The organism is Pseudomonas sp. NFIX49 (assembly GCF_900115915.1).
Taxonomy (GTDB): Bacteria; Pseudomonadota; Gammaproteobacteria; order Pseudomonadales; family Pseudomonadaceae; genus Aquipseudomonas; species Aquipseudomonas pharyngis.
This window is the reverse complement of sequence record NZ_FOYE01000005.1, coordinates 525,885-538,290: the sequence shown is the minus strand read 5'-3', so window position 1 is coordinate 538,290 and position 12,406 is coordinate 525,885. Positions and strand designations below refer to the sequence as shown.

The 12,406-nt window shown below is 60.1% G+C and carries 11 protein-coding genes; 4 read left to right on the top strand and 7 right to left on the bottom strand.

The features are described 5' to 3' along the window. Window positions 1-90 precede the first annotated feature (90 nt). The 3 genes from betC (at window position 91) to BMZ46_RS17360 (ending at window position 4,210) form a co-directional block, all read left to right on the top strand. A complete protein-coding gene (betC, locus tag BMZ46_RS17370) occupies window positions 91-1,605 on the top strand; it encodes a choline-sulfatase (RefSeq protein WP_039764911.1) in 1,515 nt (504 codons plus the stop codon). Between the two features lie 16 nt (window positions 1,606-1,621). Next, a complete protein-coding gene (gene choX, locus BMZ46_RS17365) occupies window positions 1,622-2,539 on the top strand; it encodes a choline ABC transporter substrate-binding protein (protein WP_074689772.1) in 918 nt (305 codons plus the stop codon). A 102-nt stretch (window positions 2,540-2,641) separates the two neighbouring features. Further along, window positions 2,642-4,210, top strand: a complete 1,569-nt coding sequence (locus BMZ46_RS17360; RefSeq protein WP_074689773.1) for a SulP family inorganic anion transporter — start codon at window positions 2,642-2,644, stop codon at window positions 4,208-4,210. Window positions 4,211-4,217: 7 nt separating this feature from the next. On the opposite strand, the gene aroE is transcribed toward BMZ46_RS17360, so the two are convergent. Together aroE and hemF are read right to left on the bottom strand one after the other, a co-directional pair. Next, on the bottom strand, window positions 4,218-5,039 hold the full coding sequence (gene aroE / locus BMZ46_RS17355; protein WP_039764917.1) for a shikimate dehydrogenase: 822 nt from the start codon (window positions 5,037-5,039) through the stop codon (window positions 4,218-4,220). Window positions 5,040-5,048: 9 nt separating this feature from the next. Then, on the bottom strand, window positions 5,049-5,963 hold the full coding sequence (gene hemF, locus BMZ46_RS17350) for an oxygen-dependent coproporphyrinogen oxidase (RefSeq protein WP_007954079.1): 915 nt from the start codon (window positions 5,961-5,963) through the stop codon (window positions 5,049-5,051). Window positions 5,964-6,110: 147 nt separating this feature from the next. On the opposite strand from hemF, the gene BMZ46_RS17345 reads away from it, so the two are divergent. Then, a complete protein-coding gene (locus BMZ46_RS17345; RefSeq protein ID WP_074689774.1) occupies window positions 6,111-7,088 on the top strand; it encodes an NADPH:quinone reductase in 978 nt (325 codons plus the stop codon). 23 nt (window positions 7,089-7,111) lie between these two features. On the opposite strand, the gene BMZ46_RS17340 is transcribed toward BMZ46_RS17345, so the two are convergent. The 5 genes from BMZ46_RS17340 to BMZ46_RS17320 are packed head-to-tail and all read right to left on the bottom strand — an operon-like array spanning window position 7,112 to window position 12,185. Next, complete coding sequence (locus BMZ46_RS17340; protein WP_074689775.1) at window positions 7,112-8,410, bottom strand: phenylacetate--CoA ligase family protein; 1,299 nt, start codon at window positions 8,408-8,410, stop codon at window positions 7,112-7,114. Beyond that, window positions 8,400-9,668, bottom strand: a complete 1,269-nt coding sequence (locus tag BMZ46_RS17335) for an aminotransferase class I/II-fold pyridoxal phosphate-dependent enzyme (RefSeq protein ID WP_074689776.1) — start codon at window positions 9,666-9,668, stop codon at window positions 8,400-8,402. Before BMZ46_RS17335 ends, BMZ46_RS17340 begins: the two co-directional genes overlap by 11 nt. Continuing rightward, window positions 9,665-10,759 carry a DUF3419 family protein gene (locus BMZ46_RS17330; RefSeq protein WP_074689777.1) on the bottom strand — a complete coding sequence of 365 codons (1,095 nt, stop codon included), beginning with the start codon at window positions 10,757-10,759 and terminating at the stop codon, window positions 9,665-9,667. The genes BMZ46_RS17335 and BMZ46_RS17330 overlap by 4 nt, the downstream gene beginning before the upstream one ends. A 42-nt stretch (window positions 10,760-10,801) precedes the next feature. Next, complete coding sequence (locus tag BMZ46_RS17325) at window positions 10,802-11,536, bottom strand: iron-containing redox enzyme family protein (protein ID WP_039764924.1); 735 nt, start codon at window positions 11,534-11,536, stop codon at window positions 10,802-10,804. After that, window positions 11,514-12,185, bottom strand: a complete 672-nt coding sequence (locus tag BMZ46_RS17320; RefSeq protein WP_039764926.1) for a GNAT family N-acetyltransferase — start codon at window positions 12,183-12,185, stop codon at window positions 11,514-11,516. The genes BMZ46_RS17325 and BMZ46_RS17320 overlap by 23 nt, the downstream gene beginning before the upstream one ends. Window positions 12,186-12,406: the final 221 nt, after the last annotated feature.

The following is a 12,406-nucleotide window of genomic DNA, read 5'->3' as shown; positions in this document are numbered from 1 at the left end:
TCCGGCGCGGGCTTTACCGGATATTGCGTGGACTCCATGCTCGATCGCAGCAATGTCGCATAAATATTCACTATGGAATGCCGCGATCACATGAAGCGCAAGAACATTCTTTTCATCATGGCCGATCAAATGGCCGCGCCAATGTTGCCGTTCTACGGCCCGTCGCCGATCAAACTGCCAAATCTCAGCCGCCTCGCCGAACAAGGCGTGGTATTCGATGCCGCTTACTGCAACAGCCCGCTGTGCGCACCGTCGCGTTTCACCCTGGTCAGCGGCCAGTTGCCGAGCAAGATCGGCGCCTACGACAACGCCGCCGATTTCCCCGCCGACATTCCTACCTACGCCCATTACCTTCGCCGCCTCGGCTATCGCACCGCGCTGTCGGGCAAGATGCATTTCTGCGGCCCCGATCAACTGCACGGTTACGAAGAGCGCCTGACCAGTGACATTTATCCGGCCGACTACGGCTGGGCGGTGAACTGGGACGAGCCCGACGTGCGGCCGAGCTGGTATCACAACATGTCTTCGGTGTTGCAGGCCGGGCCGTGCGTGCGCACCAACCAGCTCGACTTCGACGAAGAGGTGGTGTTCAAGGCTCAGCAATATCTGTTCGACCATATTCGCGAGGATGGCGACCAGCCGTTCTGCCTGACCGTGTCGATGACTCACCCTCACGATCCGTACACGATTCCCAAGGCGTTCTGGGATTTGTACGACGATGCGGATATCCCGCTTCCTACGACATCGGATCAGCATTCACTCGACCCGCACTCCCAGCGATTGCTCAAGGTCTACGACCTGTGGGACAAGCCGCTGCCTGTGGATAAGATCCGCGATGCGCGCCGCGCGTACTTCGGTGCATGCAGCTATATCGACGCCAACGTCGGCAAACTTCTGCAAACCCTCGAAGATTGTGGACTGATGGACGACACGGTCATCGTGTTTTCCGGTGACCATGGCGACATGCTCGGCGAGAAGGGCCTCTGGTACAAAATGCACTGGTACGAAATGGCCGCGCGAGTGCCCCTGTTGATAAGTGCGCCCGGTCAGTTCAAATCGGGCCGTGTCAGCGCTGCAGTCTCCACCGCCGATCTGTTGCCGACCTTTGTCGAACTGGCCGGCGGCAACCTGGAACCGAATCTGCCGCTCGACGGCCGTTCGCTGGTTCCGCACCTGCAAGGGCAGGGCGGTCACGACGAAGTGTTCGGCGAATACATGGCCGAAGGCACCGTCAGCCCGCTGATGATGATTCGTCGTGGCGCCTTCAAATTCATCTACAGCGAAACCGACCCTTGCCTACTCTTCGATGTGGATAACGATCCACGCGAGCAGGAAGAACTCAGCCAATCGCCACAACATCGCCAGCTGTTCGACGACTTTCTTGCCGAAGCGCGGGCCAAGTGGGACATCCCGGCAATCCACCGCGAAGTCCTTGAAAGCCAGCGTCGCCGGCGTTTTGTCGCCGAGGCGCTGACGATCGGCAAACTGAAGAGCTGGGATCACCAGCCGCTGGTGGACGCCAGTCAGCAATACATGCGCAACCACATCGACCTCGATGACCTGGAGCGCAAGGCCCGTTATCCACAACCCTGCCAAAACCAATAACGTTAAGGGGAAGTCCATGGTCAAGTTATCCACAGTCGTGACGGTCAGTCTGCTGGCACTGGGCAGCGCATCTGCGTTCGCCGAGAGCTGCGACACGGTGAAAATGGCCGATCCCGGCTGGAGCGACATCGCCGCGACCAACGCCATCACCGGGTTTCTGCTGGATGGCATGGGCTACAAGGCCAAGGTCGACACCCTCGCGGTGCCGATCACCTTCGGCGGCTTGAAGGATGGCCAGGTCGACGTGTTCCTCGGCAACTGGATGCCGGCGCAGCAGGGTTTCTACGACAAGTTCGTCGCCACCGGTGACGTCACCCAATTGGCGAAGAACCTCGACGGCACCGAATTCACCCTGGCCGTGCCGGATTACGTGTGGGACGCGGGTGTGCATAACTTCGCCGACCTGAATAAGTACGCCGATAAATTCGAGAAGAAGATTTACGGCATCGGCTCGGGCGCGCCAGCGAACATCTCGCTGCAAGAGATCATCAAGAAAAACGACTTCGACCTGGGCCAGTGGAAGCTGATCGAGTCCAGCGAACAGGCGATGCTGGCCGAAGTCTCGCGGGCAGTGAAGAAGCAGAAATTCGTCACCTTCCTCGGCTGGACCCCGCACCCGATGAACGTGCAGCTGAAAATGCACTACCTCAAGGGCGGCGAGAAGTACTTTGGCGACACCGGTAGCGTCTACACCCTGACCCGCAAGGGCTATGCCGAGGCCTGTCCGAATGTGGGTAAATTGCTGACCAATCTTTCGTTCACTCAGGAGATGGAGAACAGCATCATGGCCGAGGTGGTGAACAAGAAGGTCAGCAATGCGGAGGCGGCGAAGGCGTGGATCAAGGCGAATCCGGGGGTGTTGGACAAGTGGCTTGATGGTGTGAAGACCGTGGACGGCAAAGATGCGTTGGCGGCAGTTAACGCCAAACTGTAACTGCGCGGGCCGATCGTTCCCACGCTCTGCGTGGGAATGCCGCAATGGACGCTCCGCGTCCCGGGCTGCGTACAATGCGCAAAATTTCATCCGAGAGGATCCATGGCCCTCCCCAGCCGCCGCTCACTTTTCCCCTTCCTGACCTGGCTGCCCCGGCAGACCCGCGCCAGCGTCGGGCGGGACCTGGTCGTCGGCCTCAGCGGGGCGATTCTCGCGTTGCCCCAGTCGATTGCCTACGCCCTGATCGCCGGTCTCCCACCGGAATACGGGCTCTACGCCGCCATCGTTCCGGTGTTGATTGCTTGTCTGTGGGGCTCGTCGTGGCATCTGATCTGCGGCCCGACGGCAGCGATTTCGATTGTGCTGTTCGCCAGTGTCAGTCCGCTGGCTGTGCCTGCGTCTCAGGACTACATCACCCTGATCCTGCTGCTGACCTTCCTCGCCGGGATTTTCCAGTGGTTGCTCGGCCTGCTGCGCTTCGGCGCGCTGGTGAATTTTGTCTCGCATTCCGTGGTGCTGGGTTTCACCCTCGGCGCTGCGGTGGTGATTGCCATCGGTCAATTGCCGAACCTGCTGGGACTGGATCTGCCGGCCAAGGCGACGGCGCTGGCCAGTCTGATGGATCTGCTGCGCCATCTCGGAGCCGTGGATAAACCGTCGCTGGTCCTTGGTGTGGCCACGGTGGTGGTCGGTGCATTGCTCAAACAATGGCTGCCACGCTGGCCGACGCTGTTGATGACCTTGGTCCTCGGCAGTCTGGCGGTGTGGCTGTGGCCGGCGATGTTCGGCCACGTTCAGTTGGTCAGCGCGTTTGTCGGGCGCCTGCCGCCGTTCAGTGGATTGCCGCTGGATATGGACCTGATTCTGCGCCTGCTGCCCAGCGCCGTGGCGGTGGGCATGCTCGGGCTGGTCACCAGCCTGTCGATTGCCCGTTCGATTTCCGCGCGCTCGCAACAGCTGCTCGATGCCAATCAGGAAGTCCGCGCGCAAGGGCTTTCGAACATTGTCGGGGCGTTCTTTTCGGGATCGTTGTCCGCTGGCTCGTTCACCCGTTCCGGGCTGAGCCATGAGGCCGGGGCGTGTTCGCCACTGGCCGGGGTGTTTTCGGCGTTGTGGGTGGCACTGTTCGCGATTTCGGGTGCGGGGCTGATCGCGCATATTCCGATCCCGGCCATGGCCGGCAGCATTCTGCTGATCGCCTGGGGACTGGTGGATCATCGCGGCATTCGTGCGCTGCTGCGGGTCAGCCGGGCGGAATTCGTGGTGATGGGCCTGACCTGCATTGCCACGTTGCTGCTGGAATTGCAGACGGCAATCTACGCTGGCGTGCTGGCGTCGCTGTTTTTCTACCTCAAGCGCACCTCGCAGCCGAGAGTACAGCACTGGCGTGATGGCGAAGATGATGTACTGCGGGTCGGCGGCTCGATCTTTTTCGGCGCCAGCCACTATCTGCAAGTGCGCCTGCAACGGATGCACGGCGCGCGGGTGGTGATCGAGGCGCAGCAGATCAACTTCATCGACTATTCCGGCGTGGAAATGCTCCATCAGGAAGCCCGGCGCCTGTTGCGCCAGGATCGCAGCCTGACCTTGCGTCAGGCGCGACCGCAGGTGGTGGAGGAGTTGCGCAAACTCGAAGGGCCGGAGAAATGCCCGATCCGCTTCGAGGACTGAGGGCGCCTTACAGCGCCAACTGCCGACGCAATTCCGCCAGAACCGGCGCAGTGTCGGGACGCACACCGCGCCACAGGAAGAACGCCTCGGCAGCCTGTTCGGCCAGCATGCCCAAACCGTCCATCACCACACCCGCGCCGTGCTCGCTGGCCCAGCGGCAGAACGCGGTCGGTTCCTTGCCGTACATCATGTCGTAGCACAAGGTCTTGCCGGGCTCGATCAGGCTTGGGGCAATCGGCGGCACGTCGCCGGTGAGGCTGGCGGAGGTGGCGTTGATGATCACGTCCACCGGCTCGCGCAACCAGTCGTAACCACTGGCCGATACCGGCCCCAGATCACAAAACAGTTCGGCCAGCAGCTCGGCCTTGTCCACCGTGCGATTGGCGATGATCACCGAGGCTGGTTTTTCCGCCAGCAACGGCTCCAGCGCACCGCGCACCGCGCCACCGGCGCCGAGCAGCAGAATGCGTTTGCCGGCGAGGCTGAACCCGGCGTTGACCGTCAGATCGCGCACCAGCCCGGCGCCGTCGGTGTTATCGCCGAGCAGGCTGCCGTCGTCGAGCTTGCTCAAAGTATTCACCGCACCCGCGCGTTTGGCGCGGGCAGTCAGGCTGTCGGCCAGGCGATAGGCGTCTTCCTTGAACGGCACGGTCACGTTGGCGCCGCGACCTTCCTGGAAAAACGCCGTGGCGCAGCCGGAAAAGTCCTCGAGCGGCGCCAGCAGGGTGCTGTAGTCGAGACGCTGCCCGGTCTGTTCGGCGAACAGTTTGTGAATCATCGGCGACTTGCTGTGACCAACCGGGTTACCGAAAACGACGTAACGATCCATCACAAGTCCTCAGGCCTGAGCCAGCCAGTCGCGGTCTTGCAGGAAGTACTCGGTCAGGCGCGCTTCTTCGCTGCCCGGCTCGGCTTTCCAGTCGTAGGCCCAGCGCACTTGCGGCGGCAGCGACATCAGGATCGACTCGGTGCGCCCGCCAGATTGCAGGCCGAACAGGGTGCCACGGTCGTAAACCAGGTTGAATTCGACGTAGCGGCCACGGCGGAATTCCTGGAACTCGCGCTGTTTGGCGGTGAAGGCGTCGTTCTTGCGCCGCTGCACGATCGGCAGGTAAGCGTCGATGTACGCATCGCCGATGGCGCGCATGAAGGCGAAACTGGTGTCGAAGTCCCACTCGTTCAGGTCATCGAAGAACAACCCGCCGATACCGCGCGGTTCGTGGCGATGCTTGATGTGGAAGTAGGTGTCGCACCAGGCCTTGTAGCGCGGGTAGACGTCCGGGCCGAACGGCGCGCAGGCCTGCTCGGCGACGCGGTGCCAGTGGATGCAGTCTTCTTCGTTGCCGTAGTACGGGGTCAGGTCGAAGCCACCGCCGAACCACCAGACCGGCTCTTCACCTTCCTTCTCGGCGATGAAAAAGCGCACGTTGGCGTGGGACGTCGGTACATGCGGGTTGTGCGGGTGAATCACCAGCGACACGCCAAGGGCTTCGAAACCACGCCCGGCCAGCTCCGGCCGATGGGCACTGGCAGACGGTGGCAGGCCACTGCCGAAGACGTGGGAAAAGTTGACGCCGCCCTTTTCGATCACCGTGCCGTTCTCGATCACCCGGGTCCGACCGCCACCGCCGGCCGGACGGGTCCAGGCGTCTTCGACGAAGCGCGTGCCGCCGTCTTCGGTCTCCAGCGCGGCGCAGATGCGGTCTTGCAGGTCGAGCAGATAGGCCTTTACGGCGTCGGTGCGGGTCGTCATGGCTTCACCTTGGATCGGGCGGAACTGCGCGGCGCCCCGCGCAAATGGGCGCGTAGCATACCATCGCAAACCGGCACGCCGCAGTTGACGAAGATCAAGCATGAGCGTTCGATAGGGACCTTCCCAAATGACCCAAGGAGTAGGCAGATGGCCAAGCGAATCCAGTTCCGCGCCCACGGCGGCCCCGAAGTGCTCGAGTACGTTGACTATCAACCGGCCGAACCCGGTCCGCAGCAGGTTCGCGTGAGCAACAAGGCCATCGGCCTGAACTTCATCGACACCTACTACCGCAGCGGTCTTTACGCGCCACCGGCGTTGCCTTCGGGCGTGGGTGCGGAAGGCGCCGGCATTGTCGAGGCCGTGGGCAGCGAGGTCACCCGGTTCAAGGTCGGTGACCGTGTGGCGTACGGCAGCGGCCCGTTGGGCGCGTACAGCGACGTCCACGTTCTGCCGGAAGCGAATCTGGTGCACCTGCCCGACGCCATCAGCTTCGAAACCGCCGCCGGCGTGATGCTCAAGGGCCTGACCGTGCAATACCTGCTGCGCCAGACCTACGAACTCAAGGGTGGCGAAACCATTTTGTTCCACGCAGCGGCCGGCGGTGTCGGCTTGCTCGCCTGCCAATGGGCCAAGGCCCTGGGCGTGAAGCTGATCGGCACCGTCAGCTCGAAAGCCAAAGCCGATCTGGCCAAGGCCCACGGCGCCTGGGAAACCATCGACTACAGCCACGAAAATGTCGCCCAACGGGTGCTGGAATTGACCGACGGGATAAAAGTCCCGGTGGTCTACGACGGCGTCGGCAAGGACACCTGGCCGGCTTCGCTGGACAGTGTGGCGCCCCGTGGCCTGCTGGTGAGCTTCGGCAATGCGTCGGGCGCGGTGGACGGAGTGAACCTGGGAATTCTGGCGGCAAAAGGTTCGCTCTACGTCACCCGGCCAACTCTGGCGACCTACGCCAATAACGCCGAAAACCTGCAGCGCATGGCCGACGAGCTGTTCGGGATGATCACCAGCGGCAAGCTGAAAGTGGATATCAGCCAGCGTTATCCATTGGCTGACGCGGCGAAAGCGCAGACCGAGCTGTCGGCGCGGCGCACCACGGGCTCCACTGTCCTGCTGCCCTGACCACCGATGACCTCGGCTCATCTTCATGACTGTACCGGGGTCTTTTCCGTCGTCACGAAAAACGGCGTCTTGCCGGCCAGGGTAGTTTCGAATTCCTGACGGGCAAGACGCTTCACCTCCAGCCCCAGCACACCGGGCAGCCTGAGCAATGCACTGGCCTGTCCTTCGATTTGCAACGCATCTTCAATGACGCTCTGTGCGTTGGCTGTCAGTACGTCCTCGGCTATGACCAGACGCATGCGTGCCCCCTCGGGCTGTCGATCAATCTGCACCTGGACATCGGTGTTCTGCAGCTGCGGCAAAAGCTGTCGGAGTACGTGCAACACCTGTGACTGAGTGATGATCGCGCCCCCCAGTTTGATCGATGTTTCCACCCGCCCCTCAAGCGCCAGTACCGGCATGGAACTGCCACAGTCGCACTTCGTCACTGTGCGCAGAATTCGCCCACGATCGCCGATCCGGTAGCGCAACAACGGCACATGATCAGGCAGCAGCGGTGTCAGTAAGAACTCACCGGTTTCTTCTTCAGCCACAGCTTGAAGGGTCAACGGATCAACCACTTCGAGCAGCATGGCATCGGCATGCAGGTGATAAAAGCCATGCTCCAGATGGGCGCACTGAAAACCGATGGGGCCAGTCTCCGTCGAGCTGTAGCCCAACGAGCGAATGTTGAGCATCGGCCAGTCCCGGGCCAACTGGTCGCGCAGCTTTTTACTGCAGGGTTCTCCAATGTAGTAAAGCCACTTCAGACTGCACAATTGCACAGCGCCGACTGTTTCATGATTGAACAACGCAGCGGCGAAGGAGGGAGTGCATATCAACGCATCAACCTTGTGTGCCTCAATCAGCTCGGCAACGCGCTGCACACCCATCTGTGAACCGGCAGGCAGCAGGCGTGCGCCAATGTGCTCGACGATGGCTGCCGCGTATTGAAAGGCACCCTGCATTTCCCCGGCTGTCAGGCAGTTGACGACCACCTCAGGGCGTTCGACCGTCGCACCGAACATCCGTGCCCCCAAGGGCGCGATTGCAGCGTTGAACGCCCAGGAATGGGTGATCTGTTTGCGATTGCCGGTGCTGCCTCCCGAGGTCAGGGTCAGTCCGCCGCCCGGTGCTCGATGGGAAGCTTCACCGAGCGCGGAAAACAGCACGCCGCCGGACTCGTCTTCCACCGCCAGAACCGGCAATCGATGCAGATCGGCCAATCCCCGCACTTCCAGGATTCGCGGATACAGCGCACGAAACCACGGCAGTGAACGCGCGTGAGCCAATTTATGCACAAGCGCCTCGGTCCAAACGTCGGTGACCGGTTCATTGCTCATTGCCGCGCCCTCCCTGACGAATGCCCAACTCATCAAATCCGCTACGGACGGCGTTCGCCAAAGACTCCAGATGGAGCTGACTGTGGCTCGCGCTGATGGCCAGACGCAAAATGGCCTCGCCCTTGGCCACCACCGGAAACACCGCGGTGGTGACCGCCATGCCCTGCCGGCGCAAATGCTGCGCCAGGCTTATCGCATCTCTCTCGGCCCCGACACGGATAAAACGAATGGGAGACGCGACGTGATGATTGCCCAGCACCGGCCCCAGCAACCTGTCGACCGTGGCGATGTTTCGCCACAACGCCGCCTGCAACTGCTCCAGTTCCGGGGACAAATGGATTTTGCCGGAAGCGACTGCCGCACCTACCCCGCCAACGGACAATGGCCCGCCAAACGTGTAAGTCGACGCATGGCGCCGAATCATCTCGGCATCGGCTTCGGTGCGCACAGTGATTGCCCCACCGGTTGCACCGAACGCCTTGGACAGCGACGACAGGAGGATCAGCCGGCCGCGCTGGCGTTCATCCGCCGCGTCCAGAGCGTAACCACCTCCGGCCAAGCCATGGATCGAGGTACCGTGGGCGTCATCCGCATAGAGATAACCGTCGAAACGCTCCGCCAGTTGCAGCAGCCGATTGATAGGGTACACACCGCGCATTGAGCCAATGCTGTCGGTCAGGATGATCGGGGTATTACCCGCCGCGACTGCCGTTGAACACGCTTCTTCGACCTGCTCTACGTCGCTGCAATCGCGGCGCTGTATCGGGCCGAATTGCCAGAGAATGCCTTGCAGCACCTGCATCGAAGCGTGAGCGGCACGGTCGACGATCCAGCACGGGCCACGACGCATGGGATACGAGGGCATCTCGCCGGAGCCGAGCAGCGGCAGACAGCCAAGGTGCGCACTGCCCACCGAGTTGAAGGTAACTGTGTGTCCCTGAAATATCCGGTTCAGCAGTTCATCCAGCTCACGCATGGGCGGCAACAGCGCCCGAGTTCGTGCGGCGGCGAACTGCACACCGAAAGACTCCGCAGCGCTCATGGCTCCTCGAATCAAACGAGGATCACATTCCAGGCCCAGATAAGAGCAGGAAAGAAACTCGGTCAGCCGTTCGCCGTTGTCGAGTTCGATCTCCTTGCCTTCACGCTTATCCAGCTTCAGGCCGTTCAGCCCTGCATCGAACAGCTGTTGCTGATCGTCACGCGCTTGCCGGACACGGTTTTTGATCCAATTGACGGTCGGTTGAAAGGTGTTCATCGGGATACCTGCAAAGAGGGAGAGCGGCGATAGACCTGGACATGCCAGAGCTGGGTTCTTTCTCGTGCAATGTCTGCCTGGTACTGGTGGGTGATATCGCAGAAGCCAGGGCAATCGGGTCGCACCACATGCAAATGCCCCCGCATGACCACCTGTGCGTTTTCCGACAGCGCCGGGGCCAGGCGCTGCAAAACGTTCTTGCCGGCCGCTTCGGGCATGAAAGAAGGCACGTCCGACAGCGATACGAAATCGATGTCGGCTTCCCCGGCAGCACAGTCAAGGATGTCAGCCTGCATCACACGTAACTCGCACTGCCGAAGTCCCTCACGGGCCCGCTGGAAGATCTGCGGATCGCACTCCAGCGGAAAGCCTTGTGGATAACGCAGCTCACCGAAAAACAGCATTTGCAGGAAAAAGCTCTCGCGGACCACTTGAGTGGTGAACAACGTATGGAAAATTCCCAGATACGCCGCGCGGGAACTGATCCCGAGGTTGTTGGGTGGAAACGCGCCCTTGTACAACAACGAATTGAGGACCGCCGCGTTTCCCAGCAAAGCGATCACGGCTTTCCAGCGCCTGAGCGGAAAGCGGGCTCGGTAATATTCCGTTTGTTCGTCAAGCTGGCTGAACTGAAAAATGCCCCGGCCGGCCTTGCCGGTAAACAGTCCGGTGATCTTCGCCAACCGCTTCAGGGTTTGCTCGAATGCGCCCATGTAGATCGGCGCTTCCCAACGTCGGGACTGGAAGAAAGCGGACAACCAGCGACGATCCGCCGGCGGTAAAACCAGTTGCTGGAAAAGAGAGCGGCGCCGCGCCCGCATACTTTCCATTCGATAGCCCATGAACGCCATGAACGACTCGTGATCGGTCTGTTCCAGCAGGGCAAACCGCAATCGGGTAAACGCCAGTTGCGGCGCGCTGATATCGGTACAGGTCATGCGTGTCGGGGAGGCGGCCAATAACGGCAACAGCCGGCCGCCGCATCCGGCGATACCCAGCACGTGCCCGGCACGTCTGGGCAGGATCGCGTACTCAAGCGCGGTGTCCTCATCCCCGAGCGTGTAGTTGAGCCGGTCGAAATAATCAGCCATGTCTGCCTCCAGCCATCTGATCGGAACATCGGCGGGCGGCCTTCATTGGTTGGCCAGGGCGTGGAGGAAGTCATAACCGGGCGCCAGCCCGTTTTGCCAGGCCTCGAACTGCTCATAGACCGCCTCAAGCATGTTGCCGGTCAGGCGCAGGCTGGTTTCCATCACGGTGGCAATCGCATCCCAGTCTTCCTGACGCTTGCAGGTGCGCTGCAGCATGAGTTTGATTTCGTTGAAGTGCTCGATATCAATGTCGGAATGTGCAATGAAGAATGTAAGTTGAGCGGGTTTTAGCGACAGTGTTTCACTCAGACTATCTATGAGCGGAGTAATGAACTGGTAGGCATTTTCTGCCCAATAACTATAACCAAGTCGTTGTAGCGGATTACCGGTAAAGGAAATCCAGTATAAGTACGCGATCAATACATCTGTAGCCGGAAGTGCAGGCGGAATATCAAACACTTCATTCTTCAAACCAAGACTCATGACATCGTGTAGTGCCATCTTTTCATGGCCGACTTCCTGTGCCGCATGTTCAAAACAGAACTTTGCATACACAGGATTATCCGCATGTCGGACACCGACCAATCCTTGATTTCGCGCATTGTGCGCCGTGTAGTGAAAAGTCTGAATCATGTAGATCGCATACAAGGCTTTGGAAACGCTGCCCTCACGGATGGCTTTCACCAGCCGCGAACTTTCCAGAATATCGGCCCATGACTTTTCGATTCGCTCATCGAGCAGGCTTAATTGTTGTTCAAAACTGAGAGGCGTATTCATCAACGGAGGTCTCCAATGGGTTGGCGAGCAGGTGGGCAGACTGTTGAAGTGCCGTGAGGATTTGCTGCCATTGAGCCGAGAGCAGCCAGTAATCGCCGCGTTGGCGTTGTTCGATGCGCAGGGCGTCGGTGGTAATGGGCGTCAGGCCGAAGCGCTGGAACAATCGCCGCTGCGGTGATCGGCAGAGCGCGGTAACCCCTTCATAACCCCGCGTGACCGCCCATTCCGTGGCAGCCGCCAGCAGGCCGTTGATCGACATGGGGAACTGAGTTTGCGAGTGACTGATCAAGCGACTGAACTCGACATGGCGCGACAGCGTCGTGGCGGGAGACAGTTGCTGCTGCGCCAGTGAGGCCCATTCGAACGGCGCAGGGGTCACTCTCAATACGGCCGTGGGCCTGTCGTGCTGATACAACAGAAAGTGGGTACTGCGCGAAATAATCGCCAGGCGTGTTTCAAGTGACCTGGCTCTGGGTGTCAACATGTAGTGTTGCAATCGCAGCCGGAAATGGCGAGAAACAAACCGTTCAAACTCTCGTGTGTCTGATCCTGCTTCAAGAATAACGATGCGATAGTTTTCATGACGCCTTTTAAAGGTCGTCTGAATCTCCTGCAGATAATCCGTTAATTGCGAATCCCTGATATCCATTTCTTCTCCGCAGCCGTTAACTTTTCGAAGTTTTCTGAGCGCATTGAAATAATGAATGGTTTTAGAAAAATCGCCACTGTGTGGCTTCTGAGAATAACGTCGGAAAAATTACAACAATTGAATACTTAAAGATTCATCTGACGTAGAAAGGAAAATTTAAAACCAAAACCCGAGTTATTACTTCAGATACATGAAGGAAAAATCGCAGGCACGCGTAGTAC